Origin of the sequence: Amycolatopsis orientalis DSM 43388 (assembly GCF_000411975.1) — a bacterium.
In the GTDB taxonomy this organism is placed as follows: Bacteria; Actinomycetota; Actinomycetes; order Mycobacteriales; family Pseudonocardiaceae; genus Amycolatopsis; species Amycolatopsis orientalis_D.
In genome coordinates this window covers 39,851-65,452 of the sequence record NZ_ASXG01000078.1, presented here as the reverse complement: position 1 = coordinate 65,452, position 25,602 = coordinate 39,851, and the positions used below count along the sequence as shown (strand labels likewise).

The 25,602-nt window shown below is 69.0% G+C and carries 28 protein-coding genes and 1 pseudogene; 13 read left to right on the top strand and 16 right to left on the bottom strand.

Annotated features, from left to right (window positions below):
- Positions 1-39 precede the first annotated feature (39 nt).
- The 6 genes from L942_RS15450 to L942_RS15425 are packed head-to-tail and all read right to left on the bottom strand — an operon-like array spanning position 40 to position 5,550.
- Positions 40-843, bottom strand: a complete 804-nt coding sequence (locus tag L942_RS15450) for an alpha/beta fold hydrolase (RefSeq protein ID WP_158684474.1) — start codon at positions 841-843, stop codon at positions 40-42.
- A gap of 26 nt (positions 844-869) precedes the next feature.
- The gene (locus tag L942_RS15445) at positions 870-2,123 is read right to left on the bottom strand and encodes an acyl-CoA dehydrogenase family protein (RefSeq protein ID WP_235079147.1); all 1,254 of its coding nucleotides are present in this window, start codon (positions 2,121-2,123) and stop codon (positions 870-872) included.
- Positions 2,114-2,992 (bottom strand): SDR family oxidoreductase, encoded by an 879-nt coding sequence (locus L942_RS15440; RefSeq protein WP_037360598.1) that lies wholly within the window; start codon positions 2,990-2,992, stop codon positions 2,114-2,116. The genes L942_RS15445 and L942_RS15440 overlap by 10 nt, the downstream gene beginning before the upstream one ends.
- Before the next feature lie 27 nt (positions 2,993-3,019).
- Positions 3,020-3,880 (bottom strand): MaoC/PaaZ C-terminal domain-containing protein, encoded by an 861-nt coding sequence (locus L942_RS15435; protein ID WP_037360595.1) that lies wholly within the window; start codon positions 3,878-3,880, stop codon positions 3,020-3,022.
- 10 nt (positions 3,881-3,890) lie between these two features.
- Entirely contained in the window at positions 3,891-4,325 is a 435-nt protein-coding gene (locus tag L942_RS15430) for a type II toxin-antitoxin system Rv0910 family toxin (protein ID WP_037360593.1), read from the bottom strand.
- Positions 4,326-4,356: 31 nt separating this feature from the next.
- Complete coding sequence (locus L942_RS15425) at positions 4,357-5,550, bottom strand: lipid-transfer protein (protein ID WP_037360590.1); 1,194 nt, start codon at positions 5,548-5,550, stop codon at positions 4,357-4,359.
- Positions 5,551-5,673: 123 nt separating this feature from the next.
- Between L942_RS15425 and L942_RS15420 the strand changes: the two genes are divergently transcribed.
- Positions 5,674-6,678, top strand: a complete 1,005-nt coding sequence (locus L942_RS15420; protein ID WP_037360587.1) for an AraC family transcriptional regulator — start codon at positions 5,674-5,676, stop codon at positions 6,676-6,678.
- Positions 6,679-6,923: 245 nt separating this feature from the next.
- Here L942_RS15420 and L942_RS15415 read toward each other — a convergent pair whose 3' ends face one another.
- On the bottom strand, positions 6,924-7,601 hold the full coding sequence (locus L942_RS15415) for a TetR/AcrR family transcriptional regulator (protein ID WP_158684473.1): 678 nt from the start codon (positions 7,599-7,601) through the stop codon (positions 6,924-6,926).
- Between the two features lie 102 nt (positions 7,602-7,703).
- On the opposite strand from L942_RS15415, the gene L942_RS15410 reads away from it, so the two are divergent.
- Both L942_RS15410 and L942_RS15405 read left to right on the top strand, forming a co-directional pair.
- Entirely contained in the window at positions 7,704-8,552 is an 849-nt protein-coding gene (locus L942_RS15410) for an esterase/lipase family protein (RefSeq protein ID WP_037360585.1), read from the top strand.
- 1 nt (position 8,553) lies between these two features.
- A complete protein-coding gene (locus L942_RS15405) occupies positions 8,554-9,885 on the top strand; it encodes a family 1 glycosylhydrolase (RefSeq protein ID WP_081655078.1) in 1,332 nt (443 codons plus the stop codon).
- A 195-nt stretch (positions 9,886-10,080) separates the two neighbouring features.
- Here the strand turns inward: L942_RS15405 and L942_RS15400 are convergent, their stop codons facing one another.
- Positions 10,081-11,076: an AraC family transcriptional regulator gene (locus L942_RS15400; protein ID WP_037360583.1), complete on the bottom strand. Its 996-nt coding sequence runs from the start codon at positions 11,074-11,076 to the stop codon at positions 10,081-10,083.
- A gap of 50 nt (positions 11,077-11,126) precedes the next feature.
- Positions 11,127-11,957: an alpha/beta fold hydrolase gene (locus tag L942_RS15395; protein ID WP_037360581.1), complete on the bottom strand. Its 831-nt coding sequence runs from the start codon at positions 11,955-11,957 to the stop codon at positions 11,127-11,129.
- A gap of 205 nt (positions 11,958-12,162) precedes the next feature.
- On the opposite strand from L942_RS15395, the gene L942_RS15390 reads away from it, so the two are divergent.
- Genes L942_RS15390 through L942_RS15370 form a run of 5 tightly spaced genes read left to right on the top strand, consistent with a single transcriptional unit; the run spans position 12,163 to position 16,157 of the window.
- Positions 12,163-12,504, top strand: a complete 342-nt coding sequence (locus L942_RS15390) for a 2Fe-2S iron-sulfur cluster-binding protein (RefSeq protein ID WP_037360721.1) — start codon at positions 12,163-12,165, stop codon at positions 12,502-12,504.
- A gap of 14 nt (positions 12,505-12,518) precedes the next feature.
- A complete protein-coding gene (locus L942_RS15385; RefSeq protein ID WP_037360578.1) occupies positions 12,519-13,433 on the top strand; it encodes a catechol 2,3-dioxygenase in 915 nt (304 codons plus the stop codon).
- Positions 13,434-13,464: 31 nt separating this feature from the next.
- Positions 13,465-14,061, top strand: a complete 597-nt coding sequence (locus tag L942_RS15380; RefSeq protein ID WP_200862823.1) for a flavin reductase family protein — start codon at positions 13,465-13,467, stop codon at positions 14,059-14,061.
- Positions 14,062-14,085: 24 nt separating this feature from the next.
- Entirely contained in the window at positions 14,086-15,357 is a 1,272-nt protein-coding gene (locus L942_RS15375; RefSeq protein WP_037360573.1) for an LLM class flavin-dependent oxidoreductase, read from the top strand.
- Positions 15,354-16,157, top strand: a complete 804-nt coding sequence (locus L942_RS15370) for an alpha/beta fold hydrolase (protein ID WP_037360569.1) — start codon at positions 15,354-15,356, stop codon at positions 16,155-16,157. The genes L942_RS15375 and L942_RS15370 overlap by 4 nt, the downstream gene beginning before the upstream one ends.
- 536 nt (positions 16,158-16,693) lie before the next feature.
- On the opposite strand, the gene L942_RS15365 is transcribed toward L942_RS15370, so the two are convergent.
- From L942_RS15365 to L942_RS15340, 7 genes and pseudogenes are all read right to left on the bottom strand, one after another.
- Entirely contained in the window at positions 16,694-17,737 is a 1,044-nt protein-coding gene (locus L942_RS15365; RefSeq protein ID WP_037360566.1) for an LLM class flavin-dependent oxidoreductase, read from the bottom strand.
- Entirely contained in the window at positions 17,734-17,946 is a 213-nt protein-coding gene (locus tag L942_RS15360) for a tautomerase family protein (RefSeq protein ID WP_037360564.1), read from the bottom strand. The genes L942_RS15365 and L942_RS15360 overlap by 4 nt, the downstream gene beginning before the upstream one ends.
- A gap of 1 nt (position 17,947) precedes the next feature.
- Entirely contained in the window at positions 17,948-19,435 is a 1,488-nt protein-coding gene (locus L942_RS15355; protein ID WP_037360562.1) for an aldehyde dehydrogenase, read from the bottom strand.
- Positions 19,428-20,159 carry an alpha/beta fold hydrolase gene (locus L942_RS15350; protein ID WP_037360553.1) on the bottom strand — a complete coding sequence of 244 codons (732 nt, stop codon included), beginning with the start codon at positions 20,157-20,159 and terminating at the stop codon, positions 19,428-19,430. The genes L942_RS15355 and L942_RS15350 overlap by 8 nt, the downstream gene beginning before the upstream one ends.
- 6 nt (positions 20,160-20,165) lie before the next feature.
- Positions 20,166-20,519, bottom strand: a complete 354-nt coding sequence (locus L942_RS45875; RefSeq protein WP_268745723.1) for an amino acid synthesis family protein — start codon at positions 20,517-20,519, stop codon at positions 20,166-20,168.
- Positions 20,520-20,589: 70 nt separating this feature from the next.
- A pseudogene (locus tag L942_RS45870) lies at positions 20,590-20,718 on the bottom strand (amino acid synthesis family protein); the annotation flags it as partial.
- Positions 20,715-21,335, bottom strand: coding sequence for an amino acid synthesis family protein (locus tag L942_RS15340; protein ID WP_037360548.1), 621 nt, complete (start codon positions 21,333-21,335; stop codon positions 20,715-20,717). The gene L942_RS15340 and the pseudogene L942_RS45870, both read right to left, overlap by 4 nt.
- 326 nt (positions 21,336-21,661) lie before the next feature.
- Between L942_RS15340 and L942_RS15335 the strand changes: the two genes are divergently transcribed.
- Genes L942_RS15335 through L942_RS15315 form a run of 5 tightly spaced genes read left to right on the top strand, consistent with a single transcriptional unit; the run spans position 21,662 to position 25,510 of the window.
- On the top strand, positions 21,662-23,146 hold the full coding sequence (locus tag L942_RS15335; RefSeq protein ID WP_037360545.1) for a purine-cytosine permease family protein: 1,485 nt from the start codon (positions 21,662-21,664) through the stop codon (positions 23,144-23,146).
- 31 nt (positions 23,147-23,177) lie between these two features.
- On the top strand, positions 23,178-23,606 hold the full coding sequence (locus L942_RS15330) for an ester cyclase (RefSeq protein ID WP_037360542.1): 429 nt from the start codon (positions 23,178-23,180) through the stop codon (positions 23,604-23,606).
- Between the two features lie 38 nt (positions 23,607-23,644).
- A complete protein-coding gene (locus tag L942_RS15325) occupies positions 23,645-24,136 on the top strand; it encodes a flavin reductase family protein (protein ID WP_037360539.1) in 492 nt (163 codons plus the stop codon).
- 53 nt (positions 24,137-24,189) lie between these two features.
- Positions 24,190-24,873 (top strand): GntR family transcriptional regulator, encoded by a 684-nt coding sequence (locus L942_RS15320; RefSeq protein ID WP_051165990.1) that lies wholly within the window; start codon positions 24,190-24,192, stop codon positions 24,871-24,873.
- Between the two features lie 16 nt (positions 24,874-24,889).
- Positions 24,890-25,510, top strand: coding sequence for a 3,4-dihydroxy-2-butanone-4-phosphate synthase (locus L942_RS15315; RefSeq protein WP_051165989.1), 621 nt, complete (start codon positions 24,890-24,892; stop codon positions 25,508-25,510).
- The last annotated feature ends 92 nt before the right edge of the window (positions 25,511-25,602 follow it).

The following is a 25,602-nucleotide window of genomic DNA, read 5'->3' as shown; positions in this document are numbered from 1 at the left end:
GCAGTCGCCGGAGGGGTTCTCCGGCAGAGCCGGAAACGGTCAGGAACCAGAGCGGAGAAACGGGGCCACCACGGCGTGCAGCTCGCCCGGCCGCTGCAGCTGCGGCAGGTGGCCGCACCCCGGGATGATCCGCACCTCGCAGCCCGGTCGCATCCGCAGCAGCCGGGCGTGCCGGGCCGGGGCCGGCAGGTCGTGGCGGCCCCACACCGCGAGCACCGGAACCGGGGCCGATTCGACGAGTTCGGGCAGCCGCAGTTCCGCGACCGACCGGACGGTCCGGTGCAGCTCGGCGAGCAGCGCCTCCGGCGTGCCCAACCCGTCGAGGTAGCTGTCGCTGATGCCGGGAGGCAGCGGCCGCCGGCCGAATCCGACCGCGCCGTACCCCCTCGCCAGGATTCCGCGGATCAACGCCGGGCTCAGCCGCCGGGACAACGCCGCGAGCACCGCGGTCGTGCGGCTGGCGGTCAACGCCTGCCAGTACCACCGGATGCCCGCGACCCCGGGCATCCCGATGAGCACGACCCGCTGTACGCGCTCCGGAGCCCGGTGCGCGTACAGCAGCGCGGTGATCGCGCCGAGGGAGTTGCCGACCACGCTGACCGGCCCGTCGACGCCGGCCTTGCCGAGGACTTCGTCGATCGCGTCGAGATAGCCGTCGAACTGCGGGCCGTCCCGGCGCGCCGAACCACCGAAACCGGGAAGATCCAGCGCCAGTACGCGATGATCTTCCGCGAGCCTCGGCGCCATCCGGTTCCAGGTGGCCAGGTTGTCGGAGAATCCGTGCAGCAGCACGACCGCCGAGTCCCCGGCGCCGGTGTCGGTGAAGCAGACCGGTTCGCGCACGATGTGCCCCTCCCGCCGCGGCCCGGTCACCGGCCGAGCAAGCCCTTCGCGATGTGCGTGACCTGGATTTCGTTGCTGCCGGCGTAGATCATCAGCGACTTGGCGTCCCGGGCGAGCTGTTCGACGCGGTATTCGGCCATGTACCCGTTGCCGCCGAACAGTTGCACCGCCTCCATCGCCACCTCGGTAGCCGCCTCCGACGCGTACAGCTTCATCGCCGAGGCCTCGGCCAGCGACGGCAGCGACTTCTCCCGGACGTGCTCGAGGGTCTGGAAGACCATGTTCTGCACGTTGACCCGGGCGATCTCCATCTTCGCGAGCTTGAGCTGGACGAGCTGGAAATCGGCGATCGGCTTGCCCCACAGCTCGCGCTGCTTCGCGTACTCGACCGAGAGCCGCTGGCACTCGTTGATGATGCCCAGCGCCAGCACCGCCACGCCCATCCGCTCGCCGGCGAAGCTGGCCTTGACCGCGCCGCGGCTGTCGCTGCGGCCGTCCGGTTCGCGCTCGCCGAGCAGCCGGTCGCGGCCGAGGCGGACGTTGTCGAAGAACAGTTCCCCGGTGGGGGAGGACATCATGCCCATCTTCTTGAACGCCTTGCCCTGCACCAAACCCGGCATGCCCTTGTCGAGCACGAACGGGAGCACCGTGCGGTCCCGGACCGGCGTGCCGTCGCCCTCGTCGAGCTTGGCGTACACCACGAGCACGTCGGCGTCCGGGCCGTTGGTGATGAACGTCTTCTGTCCATTGAGGACGAACCCGTCGCCGTCCCGCCGGACCGAGGTTTTCATCCCGCCGAAGGCGTCCGAACCCGAATCCGGTTCCGTGATGGCCCACGCGCCGATGTGCTCGAAGGTGGCCAGCTTCGGCAGCCAGCGTTCCTTCTGCGCGAGGGTGCCCTTGGTGGCGATGGTCGCCGCGGCGAGCCCGAGCGAAACGCCGACCGAGGCGACCAAGCCCAGGCTGACCCCGGCGAGTTCGCTGACCACGATCGCGGCGAGGCTTTCCGCGCCGTCCAGCGGCATGCCCCCGCCATCGCGTTTCGGCTTGGCCTCGCCCGCGGCCTTCGCCCGCTCCGCGGACAGCAGTTTCTGCACTCCTTCGGCGGCCATCGCGTCCACCCCGAACGCGGCGAACAGCTTCCGGATCGTTTCGTACGGCGGCAGTTCGCCGGATTCGAGAGCGTCGGTGTTCGGCCGGATCTCCTTGTCCACGAACTCGCGGACCGCTTCCTGGACGGCCAGATCGGATTCGGACCAGCGGATCATGCTCAGCCCCATTCCTCGACGCTGTCGCGGATCCCGTCGATCGTCCACGCGTCCTCGGTTTCGGCCGTGCGGTCGACCGACCAGCCGGTCAGCCGCTGCACGGATCCGCCCTGCACCGCGTAGACGCGGCCGGTGATCGGGCACTTCTCGGTGGCGAGGTAGGCCACGAGAGGGGAGATGTTGGCCGGGTGGAAGGCGTCGACGACCCCCTCCTCGATCGTCGAGCGCATGACGTCGCCGAAGCCCGGGGTGGCTTCGGTCAGCCGGGTGCGCGCGACCGGCGCGATCGCGTTGACCCGGACGCCGTAACGCGCGAGTTCGTCGGCGGCGATCAGAGTCAGCGCCGCGATCGCGGCCTTGGCCGCGCCGTAGTTCGCCTGCCCGGCGTTCGGCAGTGTCAGCCCGGAACCCGACGCCGTGTTGATCACCGACGCCACCGGCTGCTCCCCGGCTTTGCTGCGCTCCTTCCAGTACGTCGACGCGTGGTGCAGCACGGCGAAATGCCCGCGAAGGTGCACGGTGAGCACGGAATCCCACTGCTCTTCGGTGAACCCGGGAATGAACCCGTCCCGCAGGATGCCCGCGTTGTTGACCACCACGTCCAGCCTGCCGAACTCGGCGACTGCCTGGTCGACCAAGCCCTTCGCGCCGTCCCACGTCGCGATGTTGCCGGTGTTCGCCACGGCGGTGCCGCCCGCGGCGGTGATTTCGTCGACCACCTGCTGGGCGGGGCCGGCGTCGGCGCCGGAGCCGTCGTTGCCGCCGCCGAGGTCGTTGACCACGACACTCGCGCCCTCGCGGGCGAACAGCAGCGCGTGCTCGCGGCCGATGCCCCTGCCCGCGCCGGTGATCACCGCGACGCGTCCGTCTAGCTGTCCCATGTGTTCGACTCCTTGGAAAAAGGTGGATCAGTCGGCGATTTCGGCGAGGCCGTCGGTGAGCACGATCGTGTCGCCGGCGGTCGTTTCGAACGCGTAGGTCGTGGCGCCGTTCGCGGTGCCGGTGCGCCACACGCGGGTGGCGAGGTCCTGGCCCGGGAAGACCATCTTCGAGAAGCGGACCGCCAGCCGCCGCAGCCGCGTCACGTCGGACTCGCCGACCGCGGAGAGCACGCCCCAGGAAGCCATCGCCATCGTGCACAGCCCGTGCGCGATGATCCCCGGCAGTCCCGAATCCTTGGCGACCTGCTCGTCGAGGTGGATCGGCATCGGGTCGCCGGAGGCCTCCGAATACCGGAAGGTCTGGTCGTCGTCCACGTGCGCCTCGACGGTGGCGACGGCGGCCTGCTCGCGAAGGGCCGGGTCGAGCTTGTGCGGCGGACCCGCTTCCCCGACCTTGCGCCCGGCGTCGTGGCCGCGGATGAAACACGTGACGTACTGCTCGTTGACCAGGGCGTCGGTGTCGTCCCGGCACTCGAGCCGGATCGTCAGCCGCGTGCCGTTGGAGAGGCCTTCGTACCCGATCACGCAGGCCCGCGAGCTCAGCACGTCGCCGGGCCGGATCGCGCGGTGCACGACGAAGTCCTGCTCGCCGTGCACCACCAGGCCGAACAGCGATGTGGGGACCACGTCGACCACCGGCTCCAGCATCGATTCGAACACCGGGACGATCGCGAACACCGGCGGTGCGACAGTGCCTTTGCGATGGTCCTCGATCGGGTCGTTGGTCGCCGCCGCGTAGGCCGCGATCCGGTCCGCGGTCACCTCGAAGGGCACCGGGTCGGTCCAGACGCCGATCGCGCTGTCGTCGAACGAAAGATCGTCAGTCATGACCGCCGCCTCAGGCGGCCGCGAAGGTCGCGAGCTTGTCCAGGCTCGTGACCAGGTTCTTGTTCGCGTCCTTCTCCACCGCCTTGCCGAGCGCGCCCACGACCAGCGATCCGGAGAAGTCGGCGTCGATGCTGACGAGGGAGCCGGAGCCGGCGGCCTCCAGCGCGAAGACGAACTGGCAGGTCACCCCGGCCATGCCGACGCCGGAAATGGTCGCCTGCTTGCCTTCCTCGATGGATTCGACGGTCCACTCGATCTTGTTCGCCATGCCGAGCATGACGACCTTCTGCACCAGCTTCGTGCCCGGGGCGAGCTGGGCGGGCGGCTCCGACAGCCAGCCGCCGTGGATCGTCAGCCAGTTCTCCCAGGTGGACGTGTCGGAGAGGACCTCCCACGCCTTGTCCGGCGAAACCGGCAGTTCCTTGGTCGCGCTGGTGTGTCCCATGATGCTTCTCCTTTTCGGTGGGTTTTCCGGTTCAGCGCACGGCGCGCTGGTAGATGCTCACGACGGCGGTGCCGCCGATCCCGATGTTGTGCTGCAGGGCGGCCTGTACTCCGTCCACCTGCCGCTTGCCCGCGTCGCCGCGCAGCTGCCAGGTGAGCTCGGCGCACTGGGCCAGGCCGGTCGCGCCCAGCGGGTGGCCCTTGGAGATCAGGCCGCCGGAAGGATTGACGACCCACTTTCCGCCGTAGGTCGTGTCGTCGTTGTCCAGCAGCTTGCCCGCTTCTCCTTCGCCGCAGAGCCCGAGCGCCTCGTAGAGCAGCAGCTCGTTCGCGGAGAAACAGTCGTGCAGTTCGATGACCTGGATGTCCTCCGGGCCGAGACCCGCCTGGTCGTAGGCTTTCCGGGCCGCCTGGACGTTCATGTCGTGGCCGATCAGGTGTTTGCAGGTGCGCGCTTCGAACGTCGAGGCGTAGTCGGTGGTCACCGCTTGCGCGACGATCTCCACCGCCCGGTCCGCGAGCCCGTGCCGCTCCACAAAGGACTCGCTGGCGAGCACCGCGGCACCGGACCCGTCCGAGGTCGGCGAGCACTGCAGCTTCGTCAGCGGCTCGTAGATCATCGGCGAGTCCATGATCTCCTGCAAGGTGTAGGAATCCTGGAACTGCGCGTACGGGTTGTTGACCGAGTGCCGGTGGTTCTTCTGCCCGATCTTGGCGAAGTGCTCGAGGGTGGTGCCGTGCTCGCGCATGTGCTCCCGGCCCGCCGCGCCGAACATCCACGGCGCGGGCGGGAATTTCACCTCGGAAATCTCCGCCAGCAGCTGGAAGTGGTTGCCGTTGGGCTGTTCCCGGTCCTCGAAAGTGACCCCGAGCGAGCCCGGCTGCATCTTTTCGAAGCCCAGCGCCAGCGTCAGGTCGCTTTGCCCGGTGCGCACCGCGTTGGCCGCGAGGTAAAGGGCGCTCGATCCGGTGGAGCAGTTGCTGTTGACGTTGAAGATCGGGATGCCGGTGAGACCCAGTTCGTAGACCGCCCGGTGGCCGGAACAGCTCTCCCCGTAGACGTAGCCGACGAACGCCTGCTCGATCTGCTCGTAGCCGACGGCCGCGTCGGCGAGCGCTTTGGCGCCCGCTTCCTTCGCCATCTGCGGGTAGTCCCAGTTTTCCCGGCGGCCGGGCTTTTCGAACTTCGTCATGCCGACGCCGATTACGAAGACCCTGTTGCTCACGTTTCGACTCCTTGTCCCTGCCGTCTGCTCCGACGCTACGAGTCGCGGCGGCCGCGGCCGATGACCGCGGCCCACGGCTTCGTTGACCGAAATCCACAGCGCCGGCTGATAACGTCACGAGCCGTGAGTCCCCGCACGTTGCCGATCGACCTGGTGCAAGCCGCGGTGGCGTTCGCGCGTGCCCGCGGCTGGGACATCGACCGGATGCTGGCCGAAGTGGGCGTCTCCCCGCTGCTGCTCGGCCAGGACCAGGCGCGGGTGACCGAGGACCAGCTCGTCCGCCTGGTCCAGAAGCTGTGGCGGGAAACCGGCGACGAACTCCTCGGCCTGGGCACGCATCCGCTGCCCCGCGGGTCGTTCCGCCTGCTCGTCTACGGCCTGATCGGCGCCGCCGACCTGCGCGAGGCGCTGGAACGGCTGCAAGGTTTTCTCGGCGCGTTGCCGGCTTTGACGCTCCGCGTCGAGATCGGGCCGGACACCACGCGGGTCGGGCTCTCCGCCCCGCCGCCCGCGCGGGTCGACCCGGACGCCGTGCTGACGCTGGTCGGCCTCTCCGCCGCGCACCGGGTGCTGGCCTGGCTGGTGAAGCGGCCGATGCCGCTGGAGCGCGTCGAGCTGCCTTCCGGCGGACGCGATCCCCGGCCGTCCGCGGAAGCGCTTTTCGGGGTGCCGATCCGGTTCGGCGCGTCCTCGCCGGGCATCGTGTTCGACAGCGCGCTCCTGTCGTCGCCGGTGCTGCGGCACGAGCGCGACGTCGACGAGCTGGTGGCCCGCTCGCCGCGGGACCTGCTGTCCGCGCCGCGCTACACGGTCACCCTGGCCGAACAGGTCCGCCGGCTGCTGGAACCGGGGCTGACGACCGGCGTCTGGCCCTCCGCCGAGGAGATCGCGCGAAGGCTGGCGATGAGCCAGGAAACGGTGCGGCGCAAACTCGCCGACGAAGGAACGTCGGTGCGCCGCCTCACCGAGGACCTCCGCCGCGACACCGCGATCGCGAGCCTGGTGCAGGGCGGAGAATCGACCGCGGAGCTCGCCGCCCGGCTCGGTTTCTCCGAAGTCAGCGCGTTTTCCCGGGCGTTCCGCCGCTGGACCGGAAGCACTCCGGGCGCCTACCGCCGGGCGGGCTGACGCCGGCCGGTCCGGGGGTCCTCGTCGCTGGTGCGGTGGGACGGTTTGCGTGGGGTGGTTGCGGTGCCTGCCGCCGGGCGGGCTGACGCCGTGATCGGTCCGGCGTGCCGGGCACCCGAGGTCCTCGTCGCTGGCGCATTCGGTGCGGTACAAGGGTTTCCGCAGAGCATTCGCAGAGCCTGCCGCCGCTGTCCGGCAGCCGGACTGGCCGCCCGGGTCTGCCTCGCCGGGCGCGGTACGCCCGATCAGCTCTCCGGAGCGCTCCGGCGTCGCCTGGACCGCTTCCGTTCTCCCTGCGGGTTTTCCGCCTCTCGGGTCTTGGCGAGGGCGGTGAGTGCCTCGGTGAGGAGCTGCAGACCGTCCAGAAAGGAATGCTGGGGGATAGCCTCGGGGTCGGCGTGCGAGAGGGTGGCGATGCCGTTCTCCAGCGCGAGGACCATGAGCGCGATGGTGTCGGCCGGGGCGGGCGGAGTGAGCCCGGCTTGCTCGAAGGCTTCGGCAACGGCGGTGCGGTACCACTGCCGGGAGGCCTTTTCGTATTCGCGGAGCCGGTCGGCGATGTCGGGGTGGCGCAGTGCGTAGAGCCGGAACTCGGTGATCAGGAGGTACCGTCGCCGGTCGGCGAATCGGTTGCCGCCGTGGCCGCGGAGCGCCTCGATGGTGGCTTCGGGCGTGCCGTGCCGGTCCCGGAGATCGCGGCCTTCGGCGATGTCGTCGGCGAGCCATCGGTCGAGCAGGGCGAGGAAGAGCTCGGCCTTGTTGGCGTAGTTGGCGTACACCGCGCCCCGCGTGAAGCCGGCTTCATCGGCGATCTGGTCGAGGGTCGCGTCGGTGAATCCTCGGTCCGCGAACACCTTCTCTGCGGCGTCCAGCAACAGTTGGCGGGTGCGTGCCGCGCTCTCCGCCCGGGTCAGTCGAGCCACGATCGCCTCTCTGTGGATGTTGACACCGCCACGGTAGTACATGAATAGTACTCACATGCATGGGTGTATCTGAATACCCGCGCGAATGTGAGGGACGGGATCATGCGAACGAGCCTGACGGTGCTGGTGCTGCTGCTGATCGCGGCCCTGAGCGTGGCGGCACCCGGCGCCGCGTCGGCGGCCGACGACTGGTCCTGCCGTCCATCGGACGCGCATCCGTACCCGGTGGTGCTGCTGCACGGAACCGCCGACAGCACGGCCGCCTGGCGCGATCTCGAACCACCGCTCGCCGCGCGAGGGTACTGCGTATTCGCGGTGAATTACGGCGCTGACTGGTTCACCGCTTACCAGGTCAACGCCATGGGGCCGGTCGCGCGCTCGGCCCGGCAGGTCGCCGTGTTCATCGACCGAGTGCGCGCGGCGACGGGCGCTTCCGCTGTGGACCTCGTCGGCCATTCCCAGGGCGGGATGATCGCGGAGTACTACGCCCAGCAGTATCCCGGCCGGGTGCACGCCGAAGCCTTGCTCGCCCCGGTCACCCACGGCACCACGCTGAACGGGCTGGTCACCTTCGCCGATACGTCGGTCGTGCTGCGCCCGCTGGTCGATCTCGGCATGTACCTGACCGCCTGCCCGGCCTGCGCGGACATGGAACAGGGCTCGCAATTCGTGCGCGCGCTCAATGCCGGGCCGATCACGCGGTCCGGCGTGCGGTACTCCGTGCTCGCCACGCGCGCCGACACCACTGTCACTCCGGCCGGCACCGCGTCGTTCATCCGCGAACCCGGCGTGCGCAATCACTTCGTCCAGGATTACTGCCCGGCAGCCACCACCGAACACGCGACCTTTCCGCAAGACCCGATCGCGATTTCCTGGGTGCTCAACGCACTCGATCCTGCCCACTCCCAGCCGATCCGCTGCCCCGCGACCGCGCGACAAGACGGGAACTGACATGGCCTCACGCATCCGGCAAGCCCTCCTGGCGATCGTCCTCGCCGCCACCCCGCTCGCGGCGATCGCTCCGACGGCCGCGGCTGACGAAAGCGGATGGGCGCGCTCGTTCTACTGGGGCGTGGCGACCTCCGGTTTTCAAAGCGAGGGCGATGCCCCGGACAGCAACTGGAAACGCTACGTCGACGCCAACGCCGGCAAGAACAACATCGACCCGTACGGCAACGCCGTCGATTTCCGGCACCGCTATCCCAGCTATATCCAGCTCGCCAAGAACCTCGGAGTGAACACCTTCCGGCTCGGCATCGAATGGGCGAGGGTCGAACCGAAACCCGGGGTGTGGGACACCGCGGAACTGGCCTATTACGACGATGTCATCAAACACGTCACCGACGCCGGCATGACCCCGATGATCACTCTCAACCACTTCACCGAACCCGGCTGGGTCACCGACCAGGGAAGCTGGGCGTCCGGCGAAACCATCAGCGCCTTCCTCGACTACACGCGGCACATCGTGCAGCGCTACCGCGACCGCAACATCCTGTGGATCACCTTCAACGAGCCGGTGGTCTTGCTGCAGGACGAAATCAAAGTCGGCGCCATCCAGGCCTGGCAGCTTCCCTGGGCCGACGCGAACGTGATCACCGCGCACCGGCGCGCCTATGACCTGATCCATCAGCTCGATCCCCGGGCGAAGGTCACCTCCAACCAGGCCTTCATCAGCGGCTTCAACGCGTTGACCGACTTCGCTTTCCTCGACCACGTCAAAGACAAAATCGACTACGTCGGCATCGACTACTATTACGGACTGAGCCTGGACAACCTTTCCGCCATTTCCGCGGCCTCCGGAGAATTCTGGAAGGTCAAGCTCCAGCCGGAAGGCATCTACTACGCACTGCGCGAATACCACAACCGATTCCCCGAGCTGCCGCTGTACGTCGTGGAAAACGGCATGCCGACCGACAACGGAAAACCCCGCGACGCCGACTACGCCCGCGCCGACAACCTGCGCGACACCGTCTATTGGGTCCAACGCGCCAAAGCGGACGGCATGAACGTGATCGGCTACAACTACTGGAGCCTCACCGACAACTACGAATGGGGCAGCTACCGGCCCCGGTTCGGGCTCTACACCATCGACGTCCTTACCGACCCCACTCTCACTCCGACCCCGACTGACGCCGTCACCGCGTACACGGAGATCACCGCCCAAGGCGGCGCACCCGGCGACTACCGGCTCAAACGCCAGCCAGGCGCTTGCTCGCTCGTCGAACCGCTCAGCAGTTGCCTCAACCCCGCGGACCCGAACGGCCCGCGCGAACCCCTCAAGTAGCCAAGCGCTGCGGGCCGGTGCGATCACTGATTACGCGGTTTACTGGCGTGACGACAGCAGACCGCGCCAAGCACTAGCACTGTGCCGTTTGGGCCGCACCCGTGGCTGTGCCTGCGAAAGCTCGGACGGGAGGACGCTCAGAAGCTGGCGGTCGACTCGATGACGCGAGAATCGGAGACCGGGCTGCCCCCAGGCCTAGCTGCGCAGCGTGTGCGAAGGAAGCTGCCCGTAGCGTTCCCGGTAAGCGGCGGCGAAACGGGGCACGTGCCCGAATCCCCAGCGGAAGGCGATGTCGGCGACCGAGAGTCCGTCGCCGGGTGATGCGTTTTGCAGGTCTTGGTGGGCTCGGGCGAGCCGTACCCGGCGGAGGTATTCCGTCGGGGTGAGCCCGAGGTGTTCGGAGAAGGCGCCCTGCAGGGACCGGACGCTGGTTCCGGCGATCCGGGCGAGGTCGGCGACGGTGTGCGGGGCGGCCGGGTCGGCGTCGATCACGTCGATGACGCGCGAGAGCATGCGGGGCCGGGCGGGGCGGGCGGCGTCGTGGAGCAGGCGGTCGGAGAAGTTGTTGGGCTGGGCGGCGAGCAGTTGGCCGACGACCAGCTCCTCCAGCGGGCGCAGGACGAGGTCGGGGGCGCCGGAGTCGACGGCGTCGCGCAGGAGCAGCACCGCCCGGAGCCAGTTGCGGCCGGGGGAGCCGGTGAGGTCGAATCCGACGGCGAAGTGCACCGCTTCGTCCGGCGGGCAGCCGAGCGCCGCTTCGACGGTGCGCTCGACCACGTGCCGGCTGACCTTCACCGCGAGCTGGGCGCAGTCGGCGCTCCAGTGCATGCTCGATTCCTCGGTGGGGGTGAGCACCGCCGCGCGTCCGGCTCCGGACTCGATTTCGTCGGGTCCGCATTGCGAGCGGGTGTGGCCGCGGAGCGGGACGTTGATCTCGTAGTAGGAGTGCAGCCGGCCCGGGCGGACGACGACCTCGGCGCCGTGCCGGATGTCGGCCACGGTGATCGAGTCGGTGCGGCGCGCCCGGAGCGCGACGTCGAGGTCCTGCCCCGGGCCGACGACCTCGAGGGTATGCGGGCTGAAGACCTGCGAGATCTCCTGCTGGGCTTCGTCCCGGTCCGCGGTGCGCACGACGTCGGTCGACCATCTCGGCGAGGGGCCGGGCAGCGGCCGGTTCGGTGTCGCGGTCATGGTGCTCACCTGACGCAGTCGTCGTTGTCCACGTGGTGGCGGGGCGGGGTTCAGAGTGCCCCGGAGAGGAAGGCGTCCGCAAGCGCGGCGAAGGCGGCGGCGTGTTCGATCTGGACCCAGTGCCCGCAGCGGGCGAACACGTGCAGCTGGCTGTTCGGGATCAGGTCCAGCAGCCGGTGGCTGGTGGCGGGCGGGATGACCTGGTCGTCGCGGCCGTGCACGAGGAGCGTTTCGTGCGGGAGCGCGGCGATGGCGTCCTCCGGGACGGCCATGGCCGCGACCTTGTCCTGGCGCGGCGGCGGGAACATGGCCGCGTACGCTTCGTGCACGCCCGGCCGGGTCGCGGCGCGGTAGCGGAGTTCGGCGAGTTCGTCGGTGGCGTACCGCGGGTCGTGGGCGAACACGTCGAGCAGGCGGCGCATGTTCTCCACGGACGGCTCGAAACCCCAGACCGCCTCCAGTCCCGGGGTGATCGGGAAATGCACGCCGACGCTGCCCATCAGCACGAGCCGGTGCACGCGGTCCGGATACCGGGTGGCCAGCCGCAGCGCCAGCGAGCCGCCGAAGCTGTTGCCGACCACCGACACCCGGTCGAGGCCGAGCGCGTCGAGGAAGCCGACCAGATGGTCCAGCCAGCTCTCGGCGTCGTAGCCGGCCGCTTCGGGTCGTTCGGTGTAGCCGAAGCCGAGGACGTCCGGGGCGAGCACGCGGTGCCGCTTCGCGAGTTCGGGGAGGACTAGCCGCCAGTTCGCCCACGCGGAGACGCCGGGGCCGGAGCCGTGGATCAGCAGCACCGGATCGCCGGATCCTTGGTCGTGGTAGTTCGTGGCGACGCCGCGGACGTCGATCGTCAGGCCGATTTCGGGTGATTCTCCGGTCATCGCGATTCCCTTTCGCCAAGTGGTCGACTGCCGCGAATCTGACACGCGCGGGAACCACCGGGCAACGGGTTGCGTGCTCTTCGGCACAAATGCTTGCGCGAACCGGATGGGCTTCGCGCGCAGCGGATCGAACCGGGTCCGGGACCCGCTTACAGTCCGTCGGACAGCGCGAACGAATCGACTCGACGACGAGGCGGCGGTGCCGATGAACGGCCAACCTGAGGTTTCCGGCGCGGTGCGGATTCTTCCCGCCGGCGTGCGGCTCACCGTCCGCGCCGGAGAAACGATCGTCGACGCGGTCCGCAGGCACGGGTACCGGACGCGCTACTGCTGCCGGCGAGGCGGCTGCCGGGCCTGCAAGGCCGATCTGGTCGAGGGGCAGGTCGGCTATCCCGTCCCGATCGCGGAGTCCGTGCTGAGCGCGGAAGAGCGCGCCGCGGGCACATGCCTGCCCTGCCGGGCGTGCCCGGACGGCGAGGTCGTCATTCGACTGTCCGAAAAGGACACTTTGACGCGGGTCTTCGGAACTTTCCGGCCCGCCAGCTGAAACCGGGAGCGAACATGGGTGTGATCAGACTCGGGTACGTCCACGTGCGAGTCACCGATCTGGCGGGCTCGGCCGAGCATTACCGCGAGACGCTCGGCATGGACCAGGTCGCCGACCAGGACGGGCGGCTCTACCTCAAGTCCTGGGACGAGCACGACCACCATTCGGTCGTGCTCGAGGAAGGCGGCGTCGGCTTGGTCAAGCTGGGCTACAAGGTCGAGAAATCCGGCGACCTCGACGAATTCGAGCGCCGGGCGGCGGCGTTCGGCGTCCGGGTGGAACGAATGAGCAAGGGGGACAACGAGGGCGTCGGCGACGGCCTGCGTTTGACCTTGCCTTCGGAACACACTCTCGAGCTGTACAGCGACGTCGAATACCTCGGAAACGCGACCGGGAACTGGAATCCCGATCCCTGGCCGCGTTCGGGATTGCGCGGCCTCGGCGTGCCGCGGCTGGACCACACGCTGATCACGACCGAAGATCCGGCGCTGCTGGAACGGTTCTTCTCCGAGGTGCTCGGATTCCGGGCCGCGGAACGGCTGGTCGGCGGCGAGGACGACGACCAGCTGGTCGGCTCGTGGATGTTCTGCGGAGAACAGCCCCACGACATCGCGTTCGTCAAGGGGGAGCAGGGAAAACTGCACCACTTCGCGTACCACGTCGACGACTGGAGCACCCTGCTGCGCGCCGGGGACCTGTTCTCGATGCACGACGTGCCCGTGGACTTCGGCCCGGCCCGGCACGGCATCACCCGCGGCGAAACGATCTACTTCTTCGACCCGTCCGGCAACCGCAACGAGGTCTTCGCGGGCGGCTACCGCACCGGCCCGGACTTCCGCACGATCACCTGGACGATGGACAACGCCGCGAGGGGGATCAACTACACCCACCGCGAACTCGACCCCGACTTCCTCAACGTCGTCACCTGACCCGGGGGACAGGAGAACTGCCATGACCGCCATGAGCACACCGTTGAACCCCCAGAGACTGCGCACGGTCCTGGGCGAATTCTCCACCGGCGTCACGGTGGTCACGTACCGCGACGCCGACGGCCGGCCTCGAGGCGCGACCATGAACTCGTTCACGTCGGTTTCGATGGATCCGCCGTTGGTGCTCGTTTCCGTGGCGCGCGGGGCCAAGGCGTGCGCGGGCCTGGCGGACAACGAGTTCACCGTCAACGTCCTCGCCGCCAACCAGCTCGACGTCGCCCTGCACTTCGCCGGAAAACCCAAGGACGGCCCGATTGGCTGGCACGAGCCCGCATCCGGCCCGCCGCGGCTGACCGGATCGGCGGCGTGGCTGCAGTGCCGGCCGTGGCGCACCTACGACGGCGGCGACCACGTGCTGGTGCTCGGCGAGGTCGAATGCCACGACGCGCGCCGGCTGGAACCGCTGATCTTCCACCGCGGCGAATTCCGCCGTTCCGGCCTCAAACTGCTGCGGCTGCCGCGCACAGTGACCTTCGACGGGCGGCCTGCCGGCGAGTGGGTCGGCCGGGTGCATGAGCTGCATGCCTTGTCCGACGCGGGAAACAGCGGCGAGCCGCTGGACATCTGAGCTTCGAAAGAACTGGAGAACACCGTGAAAGTCACGTACTTCCAACAGGTTCCCTACCGGCACCTGCCCGACGACTTCGAGCAGCGCTTCGAATCCGTCATCACCACTCCGTATCACGAAGTCACCGAGCCGCAGCACGTCGCCGCGGCGTTCCGCGAGGCGATGGACGAGCTGATGCACGCCGCCCGCGCGGGATTCGACGGGCTGGCGGTCACCGAGCACGGCCAGAGTTCCTACGACATGGCGCCCAACCCGGACATCATCGAGTCCGCCCTCGCCTACGCCACCGAGGTCGAAAACCTCGACACCGCGATCTACCCGGTGGGCCGGTCGCTGGGCAAGAGCCGGGAACCGCTGCGCGCCGCCGAAGAACTGGCGATGATCGACTGCCTCTCGAATGGCCGGCTGGTCAGCGGATTCCCCGTCGGCCTCGCCTACGACGCCAACCTCAACAACGGCGTCCCGCCCGCGCAGACCCGGCAGCGGTTCGACGAAAACCTCGAACTGGTGCTGAAAGCATGGACCCACCGCGGCGACGCTTTCCCGTGGAACGGCAAATTCGGCCAGTACCCCGCCGTCAACATCTGGCCGCGGCCGCTGCAGCAGGCCCCGCACCCGCCGGTGTGGATCACCGGCATCGGCAACCCGCGCACCATGCAGATGACGCTCGAGCGCGAATTCGGATTCAACTACTTCGGCTGGTTCGGCCTGAAGGTCACCGGCCGGCGGATCTTCGACCGGTTCTGGGAAATCGCCGACCGGCTCGGCAAGGACGCCAACCCGTACCGGCTCGGCTTCATGCAGACGATCTGCGTCGCCGACACCGACGCGAAAGCCGAAGCGCGCTTCGCCAAGCACGCCGAGTACTTCTTCCAGAAAGGCATCGGTTCCATCCCGATGGAGCGCCTCGCACTGCCCGGCGGCATCGACATCCGCGGCGTCGAAGCGATCATGCGCGACCCCGGCGACTTCGGCATCTACAGCAAGATGCGCACCGCGACCTTCGCCGAACTGGTCGACGCCGGCTCGGTCATCTGCGGTTCCCCGGACACCGTCGCCGAACAGCTGCTCGCCTACGCCCGCGAGTACCGCATCGGCAACCTGCACGCGATGCTGCAGTTCGGCTCGATGCCGCACGAACTGGCCAAGGACAACATCGACCTGTTCGCCAGCGCCGTCATGCCGCGGCTGCAGCAGCTGTGGACCGACGAGCGCTACCCGCACCACTGGTGGCCCGAACGACTCGGCGGCACGCCGCTGGCCGATTCCGCCCGTCTGACAGGAGCCCTCGCATGACCAGCACCCTCGACTTCACCGAGAAAACCGTCGACGTCTGGGGCGGCGAGATCCAGCTTCGGGTCAAAGTCGCCGGCCAAGGCCCCGGCCTGGTCTACCTGCACCCGGCCGCCGGGCTGGCCTGGGACCCGTTCCTGGACCGCCTCGCCCAGGACTTCACGATCTACGCCCCCGAATTCCCGGGCACCTCGCCCGCCGATCCCTATGCCGTCCACAAGGTCGACGACCTGTGGCAGGTCGTGCTCATCTACGAGGAGGCGATCCGGAAACTGGACATCGGCACGCCGGTCCTCATCGGACAGTCCTTCGGCGGAATGCTCGCGGCGGAACTGGCCGCCGCCTACCCCGACCGGTTCTCCCGGCTGGTGCTGCTCGACCCGATCGGCCTCTGGCGCGACGAGCACCCGGTCGCGAACTGGATCGCCGCCCCGCCCGCCGCGCTCCCGGAACTGCTGTTCGCCGACCCGGAAGGCGACGCCGCGAAAGCGATGCTGACCCCGCCCGAAGACCCGGAGGAAGCAATCGCCGCGGGTGCGGGCCTGGTCTGGGCGCTCGGCTGCACCGGCAAGTTCGTCTGGCCCATCCCCGACCAGGGACTGGAACGGCGGCTGCACCGGATCACGGCGCCCACTCAGATCATCTGGGGCGAGCAAGACAAACTGGTCCCGGCCGTCTACGCCGACGAATTCGCCGCCCGGATCACCGGAAGCAAGGTCGCGCTCGTGCCCGGCGCGGGGCACATCCCGCAGGTCGAAGCCACCGACGCCACCTTCGCCCTGGTCGACGGATTCCTGCACTGACCGTCCGGCCCATGTGCCGCGCTCGCGCCGAGGGCGGGACAGGCCCGGGAGGGTGAGCGGAGCCCCGAGAATTCCGGGGCGGGCGGCCAGAACCACCCGCGGCCGGCCCGCCCGCCCTGGAACCTTCGTGCGGAAGCAGACTTCGGGACCAAGGCGCTGGGCCAATGCACCGCGTTGGTTTTCCAGGAGCGCAGGCGAGGCGTGCTCGGACGGCACCGCCGGGCTGAAGGTCGCACTTTCCACGGCATATCGGGATTGCGCTACTTCACCGACACGGGGTCAGGAGACTGTCGTCCTCGGACCGAGCTTCGCTGCCGACGCGCAAGGTGGCTATCGAGTCCGCCGGGGCGCCGATGAGTGCCAAGGAGGGCATTCACGTGGCCGTCCGCGGAGTTTCGCTCCGTTCGGGAGCTGATCGACGACGCCGCTGACCCCGGTTCACGGTGACTGCCATCGGCTGATGCTGTTGGCGGTCACCGCGAACCGGTGCCGCGCTGAAACGCGCTGATGCGACAGAGCCGGCGAGTACGTCGGGCTCAGGAGAAATGCGGGACGACATCCTTGATGAAGCGCGCGAGGGAATCCTTCTTCTCTTCGTGGCTCATGCTGTTGTCGGTCCAGTAGCTGAACTCGTCGATGCCCATGGCCTCGTATTCCTTGAGACGGGCGATGATTTCGTCGGGGGTGCCGATCATCGCGGTCCGGTGCAGGGAGTCGAGTGCGAACTCGGGGCGGTCGGCGAACTTCGATTCCGGACTGGGCTCCAGGAATCCGTTGACGGGAGCGGTCTTGTTGCCGAACCAGGCGTCGAAGGTGCGGTAGAAGCGGGAGATGGCCGCGGCGGCGGGTCGCCAGCCGTCGGGGTCGTCGGGCGAGTGGGCGTAGGTGTGGCGCAGGACCATGATTTCGGGCTGCGGCACTTCGGGGTGGTTGGCGACGGCGGTGTCGAACTTCTGCTTGAGATCGGCGACTTCCTCGTCGCCCTTCATCAGCGGGGTGACCATGACGTTGCAGCCTTGTTCGACGGCGAAGTCATGCGAGGCCGGGTCGCGGGCGGCGATCCACATCGGCGGGGTCGGCTGCTGGACGGGTTTGGGCACGCTGGTCGAGGCGGGGAACTGCCAGATCTCTCCGTCGTGGGCGTAGTCGCCTTGCCAGAGCGCGCGGACCGCGGGCACCAGCTCCCGCAGGTGCTTTCCGCCGTCGGTGGCTTTCACTCCCGGGGCGAGGCGGTCGAATTCGATCTGGTAGGCGCCGCGGGCGACGCCGACCTCCATGCGGCCGTTGCTGATCACGTCGAGCAGGGCGGTTTCGCCCGCGGCGCGGATGGGGTTCCAGAACGGGGCGATGATGGTGCCCGCGCCGAGCCGGATCGTGCTGGTCTTGGCGGCGAGGTAGGCGAGGATGGGCATCGGGCTGGGCGCGATGGTGTATTCCATCGCGTGGTGTTCGCCGACCCACACGGTGCCGAACCCGCCTGCTTCGGCCATGAGCGCGAGCTCGGCGATGTTTTCGAACTGCTCGCGGTGGGTGGTCTGCTCGTCCCAGCGTTCCATGTGGACGAAGAGGGAGAACCTCATGACTGCTCCTTGGATCGGCCGGTCCTCGTCTCGGCGATGGTCTGGTTCCCGGTGGCCCAGTGGGCCGGGGGGATTTCGCGGACGAGGACGCGGATGTGCTCGGGCCGGGCGCCGGCCGTGCGGAGGACCGCCTCGTGCACGGCGGCGATCAGGTCGCGGATCTGCTGTTCCGAACGCCCCTGGGCGAGACTGATTTCGACGTTCGGCACATCAGCTCCGCATCACGAACGGGTCGGGGACCGGACCTTCGTCGGTGTTGATCCAGACGCTCTTGAGCCTGGTGTATTCCTTGATGGTTTCGGTGCCGTGCTCGACGCCGGCGCCGCTGCTCTTGAAACCCTGCCGGGGAGACATCGGCGACATGGCGCGGTAGGTGTTCACCCAGACCGTGCCTGCGTCCAGGCGCGACGCCATCCGGTGAGCGCGGGCGAGATTCGTCGTCCACACTCCGGCGGCGAGCCCGTACTCGGTGTCGTTGGCGAGAGCCACGACCTCGTCTTCGGTGTCGAACGGCATGATCGCGGCGACGGGGCCGAAGATCTCCTCGCGCACAGCCCGCATTCCATTGTGGACGTCGACGAGCACGGTGGGTTCGTAAAAGCAGCCGCCGAGTCCGCCGTCGACGGCCCGTCCGCCGGCCAGGACCCGCGCGCCCTCGTTCCGGGCAAGGTCCACATAGGACGCGACCTTGTCTCGCTGCTCCGCGAACGCGAGCGGGCCGAGTTCGGTGTCGTCGGCGAGGGGATCGCCGATGCGAATCGTGCGGGCTCGTTCGCTGACCCGTTCGAGCAGTTCGTCGTACACCGCGCGCTGCGCGAACACCCGGCTGCCCGCGATGCAGGTCTGCCCCGCGGCCGCGAAAATCCCGGCGACCACGCCCGTCGCGGCGTTCGCCACGTCGGCGTCGGAGAAGACGATGTTGGGCGATTTCCCGCCGAGTTCGAGCGTCGAGCCGATGAACCGGCCCGCCGCCGCCGAGGCGATCCGGGATCCGGTCGCGGTGCTGCCGGTGAACGAGATTTTCGCGAGCCCGGGATGGTCGACGAGCGGCTGCCCGGCTTCGCTGCCGAACCCGGTGACGACGTTGACCGCTCCGGGCGGGAAACCTGCCTCGACGGCCAGTTCGGCCAGCCGCAGCACCGTCGCCGAGGTGTGTTCGGACGGCTTGATCACCACGGTGTTGCCGGTGCACAGGGCCGGTGCGATTTTGCTGCTGGTCAGGGTGAGCGGGGAGTTCCACGGGGTGATCGCGCCGACGACGCCCAGCGGTTCCCGGACCGTGTAGTTGAGGACGCGCCGGTCGGAGGCGGGGATCACGTCGCCCTGGATCTTGTCGGCGAGGCCGGCGTAATAGTGGTAGTACTCGGGCAGAGTCGCGAGCTGACCGCGCATTTCGCGCAGGAGTTTCCCGTTGTCGAGGCTTTCCGAGCGGGCGAGTTCCTCGGCGTTCTCGGCGATGAGGTCGCCGAGCCGCCGCAGCAGGCGCCCGCGGCGGGTCTGGCTCAGCGCTTGCCAGTGCGGATCGTCGAACGCCTCGCGGGCGGCCCGGACGGCGGCGTCGATGTCGCGGTGGTTGCCGCGGGCGGCGTCGTAAAGGGCCTCGCCGGTGGCGGGGTTGATGCTCGCGAAATACTCGCCCGAGTCCGGCGGGGTCGGCTTGCCTCCGATGAAATGATGCAGCCGGTGCAGCTCAGGCATGGGCGTACCTTCCGATGAATGCGGACAAGCAGGTGACGAGTTCGCGTGGTTTCTGGACGGGGAGCAGGTGCCGGGCGCCGGCGATCACCTCCGCGGTGCAGTCCGGGATCGCCTCGGCGAGGCGGCGGGCCATGTCCGGGGTCGAGCCGGGGTCGAGTTCGCCGGTGACCGCGAGGGAGGGCGCCCGGATTTCCCCGAGGTGCGGTCCGATGTCGGCGTCGCCGGTCGCGAACACGCGGTAGCAGCGGACGAAGCTGTCCGGGTCGTTGGCCGACAGCGTGGCCTCGGTTTCGCGGATCAGGTCCTCGGGCACGTCCGTGCCGTCGAACCAGCGGTGCAGCGACGCGGCGGTGCTGGCCTCCGGATCCGTCTCGGCGGTGGCGAGGCGGCGCAGCACCGCCGCTCGTTCCGCGTCGGTGCGCCGGCATACCGAACTGACGGAGGCCAGGGTCGCGACGAGGTCCGGGCGGTACACGGCCAGATGCTGTGCCACGAGCGCGCCGAGGGAAAACCCCACCAGGTGCGAGCCCGCCGGGATCTCGGCGGCGACCCCGGCGGCGAGATCGGCCAGCGTGGTGCCGTCGGCGACCGGCTCGCGCGAGCCGTGTCCGGGCAGGTCCGGCGCGACGATCCGGAAACGGTCGCCGAGCAGTGCGGCCGCCGGCTCCCACACGGTGTGGTCGAGTCCCACCCCGTGCAGGAGGACCAGCGTCTGCGCGGTCATCGGCGGTTACTGCTCGGTGGCGAGCGGCGCGAGCCGCTGCTGCGGGCGTCCCTGCGCGGCGGCGGCGAGCGCCACGACGATCTCGCCGGCGTGCGGCGCGTCGGCGATCCGGACCTCGACGGTCTGGTGGTGCGAGCGGATCGTGGCGTCGGTGATGTGCTTGAGCGGGATGTCGAACACGACGCCGGCGGGGGCGCGCTTCTCGACCGCGGGCAGGAGCGTGGTGGCGTTGGCCGCCTTGCGGAAGTGGTCGCCGAACTTCAGCGTGTGGATGAGCGCGGAGCCGTGTTCGATCTCGCCGTCCAGCCCGACGATGGCGGCCTTGCCGTACGCCTCGGCGGGCTCTCCGAGCGCCTCCATCACGCGGGGGGGCGAGCAGCGCGCCGACGTCGGACGCGGTGGCCTCGATGCCGGGGGCCAGGTCGTCGACGAATCCCTGTCCGTGCCAAGGGTTTTCGATGATCGCGGCGACCACGGCCACCCGGGCCGCCGGGTCGACCGGGCGGCCGCCCTCGGTGCGGGTTTCCTCGACGAGGGTGACGATCTTGCGCAGCTTCATGACGGGACGATCTCCAGTTCCTGAGCGGTGACGGCGGGGTCGGTGGTGCGGTCCCCGATGCGGGGGTGCGGGCGGGGGCCGGTGGACGCCGCGGCGGCGACGACGATCTCGCCGGGCCGGGGCGCGTCGGATATCCGCGTGGTGACGGTCTGGTAGTGACTGCGAGTCGCCGCGTGCGTCTTGTGCCACAACGGAACCACCAGCGCCGTCCCCGCCTCCGCGCGGGTGTCGGCGAAGCAGATGATCGACTCGCCGTCGAGGAATTCGCGCATGAGGTTGCCGAAATACGGCGTGTGGATCAGGGCGCCGCCGTGTTCGATCTCGCCGGCATTGCCGACGACGGCAGCCTTCCCGAAGGCCTCGACGGCGTCGACGCCCCCGAGAGCTTCGAGCAGCCGGTCGGTCAGCACGCGGGCGATGCCGGGCGCGATCGATGCCACCTCGGGGGAGAGGTCCCGCGAAGGGCCCGTCCCCAGCCAGGGATTCCGCAGCACGGCGGCGACGCTCGCCCGCATCGCCGGCCGCGCGGGCCGAACACCGGCCTCGGTGACCACCTCCTCGCGGTAGACGACGACCTTGCGCAGGCCGATTTCGCCGACTCTCACGTCCTCTTGCATGCCACAGACCGTAAGTCTGATCAGATCAGACGTCAAGGGGAACTGCTCTCGTCGGGCTGTCCATGGCCATCTTGCGCAGGGTTGGTTCGCGGGATGATGGCGAAAAAGCCAGGTAAACGCGGCTGATGGGACTCCGAATCCGCCGGGTGGAGCACTCGGTCAGCCGCTGCTGTGCGGAGAGTCATTGACATGCAAGAGTGGCGCGTCCTACATTCTGTTGCATGCCAGGTGGCGACCAGCGCCAGCGAAGGTCGCGGCACCGGCCCGGACGCCCGGCGTCCCGCCACTGTCTCCCGCGCTTCGATCCCCATTCGAAAGGTGATCCGATGCCAAGCAACGACGCTTCGTCCCCGGTTCCGGCCGGGGAAGCACCGGACCTGCACTACCGCGACCGGATCGCGGTCGTCGAACCGTACGGGGTGGACGCCATCCCCGATTCCGAGCGGCACGGGAAGCCGGTCTCGCAGTTCTTCATCTGGTTCGCGGCGGGCATGAACTTCCCCATCATGGTGCTCGGGTTCGTCGCGGCCGGCTTCGGCCTGTCGCTCACGTCCGCGGTCACCGCGATCATCGGCGGCTCGCTGCTCGGCGCGGTGCTGATGGGCGTCTTCTCCCGGATGGGCGGGCGGCTCGGCGTCGCCCAGCAGATCCAGGCCCGGGGCCCGCTCGGCTTCTTCGGGAACTTCATCCCGGTCGCCTACGTCAACGTGTTCGCCGGCATCGGCTGGGCCGCGGTGACGGTCATCCTCGGCGGCCAGGCGCTGAAGGCGCTCGCCCCGGCGATCCCGTACTGGCTGGGCACGCTGGTCCTGGTGGTGCTGCAGCTCGTGGTGGCCGTCTTCGGCTACAACATGATCCACTACCTGGAGCGGATCCTCGCGGTCGTGCTGTTCTTCGGGTTCGTGATGATCACCGTCGTGTCGGTGAGCCGCGGCTGGACCGGCAGCTTCCGGGAAAACCCGCACGCGTCCGGCTGGATCGGCGGCGCCGGCGGCTGGATCACCTTCGCCGGCTACTTCCTGTCCTTCCTGATCGCGTGGTGGCCGTTCGCCTCGGACTACTCCCGCTATCTCCCGGACAGCACCCGGGTCAACCGCGCGACCGGGATCTGGACCTTCGCGGGCAACTTCCTCTCGCTGTCGTGGCTGGGGATCGCCGGCGCGCTCCTGGGCAATTCGGCGGCTTCGGGGGAGAGCCCGATCGAAGCGCTGGACCGGCTGACCGGCCCGTTCCACGTTCCCGCGCTGCTGGTCATCCTGATCTCCTCGTTCTCGCAGAACTTCCTGAACGTCTACGGCGGCGCGATCTCGGTGCAGACGCTGCGGATCCCGATCAGCCGGCGCGCGGCGGTGACGGCCATTTGCGCGGTCGCTTACGCCATTTCCCTGTGGGCGGACGAGGGATTCGAAGCGAAGTTCAAGACCTTCCTGTTCCTCGGCGCGTACCTGATCGCCCCGTTCGGCGCGGTCCTGCTGCTCGACTACGCGCTCGGGCACCGTCGCGACCGGGCGCGCATCGCCGAGCTCTACGACTCCCGGCGGATTCTCGAGTGGGGCTTCGTGGCCTGGGTGGTCGGCGCCGCGGTCTCCGCGCTGTTCTGGAACCTGTCGTTCTTCGTCGGACCGATGGCGAAGGCTCATCCCGGGTGGGGCGACCTGTCGTACTTCGTCGGCTTCGGCGTCGCCGCGATCGTGTACGTGCTGACCTATCGGCTGCCTCCGTTGTGGCACCGCGCGAAACCCGTCTTCGACGACTCCGGCAACACCGCTGCCGACGCCGCGGACGCCGCGAACAAGGCACGCGTGTCCTGACCGCGTGCGCCGAGAGAAAGGAGAGATTCCCATGTCCGACAACGACGTTCGGCGCGACCTGATCCGGAAAACCTGGGAAGCGGCATGGGACCGCGGCGAAGTCGACGCCCTCGACGAACTGCTCAGCCCCGGCTACCGCCGGATCGAAAGCGGCGGCGCCGAACACGACCGCGACCAGTTCAAAGCCTCCATCGTCTCGACCCGCTCCGCGTTCCCGAACCTGACGACTGTCGTGGACGAGATCGTCGTCGAGAGCGACCGCGCGGCCATCCGCTGGCACAGCAGCGGCGCGCACACCGGGTCCTTCCTCGGGGTGCCCGCGACCAACCGGTCAGTCGCGGTCAACGGCGCCACTTTCGCTCGGTTCCGGGACGACCGCATCGTCGAGGAATCGGTCACCTGGGACCCGCGCGCCCTGCTCACCGCGCTCGGCATCGTCGCGGTCGGACAGGACCGGTGACCGCCATGACGTCGACGATCACTCCGAGGAACGCTGCCATGATCCTTCCCGACCCCGGCCTGATGAAGCAGGTGAACAGCCGGTTCGTCAGCGGCGTCACCGTCGTCGCCGCGCTGGACGACGGCACTCCGCGCGGGCTCGCCGTGAACGCCTTCTCCAGCATCTCCCTCGACCCGCCGACGGTCATGGTCGCGGTCCAGCACACCTCCTCCACGCACGACTGCCTGTACCGCACCGACCACCTCGCGATCAACATCCTCTCCACCGGCCAGCTCGACGTGGTCAAGACGTTCGCGGCGAAATCGGCTGACAAGTTCGCCGGGCTGGACTGGACGCCGGGCCCGCACGGCAGTCCGCTGCTGGAGGGCAGCGCCGCGCGGATGGAAGCCGAGATCCGGGAACGGCTGCTGGCCAGCACCCACACCGTCTTCATCTGCCGGGTGGTCCACGCAGAGGTCGCCGACGTCCCGTCGATGGTGTACAGCGCGGGTAGGTTCTTCGACGGAAGCGCCCTCGACCCGCTGGTCTGACCTCGTCTCAGGCGGGACGTGATCCGGGCGGAGCAGCAGAAGGGAGTCAGGCAGTGGCTGGCGTCAACGGGGCGAGCACCGGCTCGATCCAGGGCAGGCTGATCGCGGAGATCCGGCGTCGCATCATCGACGGCGAAGCCGCGCCTGGGACGAGCCTGTCGGAGCTCGCGCTCGCGGAGGAGTTCGGCGTCAGCCGGACCCCGGTCCGCGAGACCTTCAAACAGCTGCAGACCGAGGGCCTCGTCGAGATCCGGCCGCGGGTCGGAACGTTCGTCACCGCGCCGTCGCGCCGCGAGATCACCGAACTGTTCGAAATGAAGGAACTCCTCGAAGGGGCCGCGGCCCGGCTGCTCGCCCAGCGCGGACAAGTGCCCGAGATCGATCAGCTCAAGGAGAACCTCCGGCAGGCCGACCTCGCCGTCGACGCGGACGACCGGCAGCGATACGCGGAGCTGGTCGAGGAGTTCCACGACCTGATCATCGTGGGCGCGGACAACCGCAAACTCGAAGCGCACTACCGCACGCTGATGAACCAGCTCGCCTATTCGCGTCTCGTCACCACGTCCCTCAAACAACCGGGGCGGCCGCACCAATCGGACCGCGAACACCACCACGTCCTCGAACTCATCCTGTCCAAGGACGGCGACAGTGCCGAGCAAGTCATGCGCGAGCACGTCCGAGCCAGCCGGCGCGCACTGCTCGCGGGACTTCGCACCGAGGATCCGGAACCCCGCTGAACACTAGGAAATCACGATGACCGATCTCTGCACCCTCCCGGCTCCGGCGGCCGCCGCGCTGCACCCGGACGACGCTGTCCGCGCTGCCTTCGCTGCCGGCAGGCTCGCGGTCCTGCCGGACGAAGACGGAGCAGTGCTCGCCCTGCCGGCGGGGTCCTCGACCTCCGCGCTCCTGCATTTCGCCGTCCGGCACTCCTCGGGGCTGCTCCACGCCGCCGCGCCGTCGGCCTGGCTCGACCGGCTCCGGATCCCCGACCAGCCGGTGCTCGGGTCGGAGGACAGCGGCCACTCGTTCACCGTGGCCGTCGACGCGGCAGACGTCGGGACGGGCATCTCAGCACACGATCGCGCCCGGACGATGCGCGTGCTCGCCGACCCGCAAGCGCTTCCCGCCGATCTGGTCCGGCCCGGGCACGTGCTGCCGATCCGCTGCGCGGACGAGGGGTTCGTCGCGCGCCCGCGGATTTGGGAACGAGTGCTCGACCTCGTCGCCTCAGCGGGCCACTATCCCGTCGCCATGGTTTGCCGCCTCGTGAGCGACGATGGAGAGCCACTCAGCGACCTGGCTGCGGCGCGCTTCGCCACCACGCACGGATTAGCGATAGCCGCCCCTGCGTCGGTTCGCCGATACGCCTGAGAATTGTCGGTCTCTTCTTTTGGCGGGGCCTGCTTCCAGCGTTGTGAATGGCGCACTGCCGGCGCAGGCGAGAACGGCGTCATCGAGCAGCA

Excerpts from the sequence above, each read along its gene's own strand:
- L942_RS15445 (WP_235079147.1), bottom strand. The coding sequence starts at position 2,123 with ATGGGGCTGAGCATGATCCGCTGGTCCGAATCCGATCTGGCCGTCCAG.
- L942_RS15440 (WP_037360598.1), bottom strand. The coding sequence starts at position 2,992 with ATGGGACAGCTAGACGGACGCGTCGCGGTGATCACCGGCGCGGGCAGG.
- L942_RS15435 (WP_037360595.1), bottom strand. The coding sequence starts at position 3,880 with ATGACTGACGATCTTTCGTTCGACGACAGCGCGATCGGCGTCTGGACC.
- L942_RS15430 (WP_037360593.1), bottom strand. The coding sequence starts at position 4,325 with ATGGGACACACCAGCGCGACCAAGGAACTGCCGGTTTCGCCGGACAAG.
- L942_RS15410 (WP_037360585.1), top strand. The coding sequence starts at position 7,704 with ATGCGAACGAGCCTGACGGTGCTGGTGCTGCTGCTGATCGCGGCCCTG.
- L942_RS15405 (WP_081655078.1), top strand. The coding sequence starts at position 8,554 with ATGGCCTCACGCATCCGGCAAGCCCTCCTGGCGATCGTCCTCGCCGCC.
- L942_RS15400 (WP_037360583.1), bottom strand. The coding sequence starts at position 11,076 with ATGACCGCGACACCGAACCGGCCGCTGCCCGGCCCCTCGCCGAGATGG.
- L942_RS15395 (WP_037360581.1), bottom strand. The coding sequence starts at position 11,957 with ATGACCGGAGAATCACCCGAAATCGGCCTGACGATCGACGTCCGCGGC.
- L942_RS15390 (WP_037360721.1), top strand. The coding sequence starts at position 12,163 with ATGAACGGCCAACCTGAGGTTTCCGGCGCGGTGCGGATTCTTCCCGCC.
- L942_RS15385 (WP_037360578.1), top strand. The coding sequence starts at position 12,519 with ATGGGTGTGATCAGACTCGGGTACGTCCACGTGCGAGTCACCGATCTG.
- L942_RS15380 (WP_200862823.1), top strand. The coding sequence starts at position 13,465 with ATGAGCACACCGTTGAACCCCCAGAGACTGCGCACGGTCCTGGGCGAA.
- L942_RS15370 (WP_037360569.1), top strand. The coding sequence starts at position 15,354 with ATGACCAGCACCCTCGACTTCACCGAGAAAACCGTCGACGTCTGGGGC.
- L942_RS15365 (WP_037360566.1), bottom strand. The coding sequence starts at position 17,737 with ATGAGGTTCTCCCTCTTCGTCCACATGGAACGCTGGGACGAGCAGACC.
- L942_RS15355 (WP_037360562.1), bottom strand. The coding sequence starts at position 19,435 with ATGCCTGAGCTGCACCGGCTGCATCATTTCATCGGAGGCAAGCCGACC.
- L942_RS15350 (WP_037360553.1), bottom strand. The coding sequence starts at position 20,159 with ATGACCGCGCAGACGCTGGTCCTCCTGCACGGGGTGGGACTCGACCAC.
- L942_RS45875 (WP_268745723.1), bottom strand. The coding sequence starts at position 20,519 with ATGGAGGCGCTCGGAGAGCCCGCCGAGGCGTACGGCAAGGCCGCCATC.
- L942_RS15340 (WP_037360548.1), bottom strand. The coding sequence starts at position 21,335 with ATGCAAGAGGACGTGAGAGTCGGCGAAATCGGCCTGCGCAAGGTCGTC.
- L942_RS15335 (WP_037360545.1), top strand. The coding sequence starts at position 21,662 with ATGCCAAGCAACGACGCTTCGTCCCCGGTTCCGGCCGGGGAAGCACCG.
- L942_RS15330 (WP_037360542.1), top strand. The coding sequence starts at position 23,178 with ATGTCCGACAACGACGTTCGGCGCGACCTGATCCGGAAAACCTGGGAA.
- L942_RS15325 (WP_037360539.1), top strand. The coding sequence starts at position 23,645 with ATGATCCTTCCCGACCCCGGCCTGATGAAGCAGGTGAACAGCCGGTTC.
- L942_RS15315 (WP_051165989.1), top strand. The coding sequence starts at position 24,890 with ATGACCGATCTCTGCACCCTCCCGGCTCCGGCGGCCGCCGCGCTGCAC.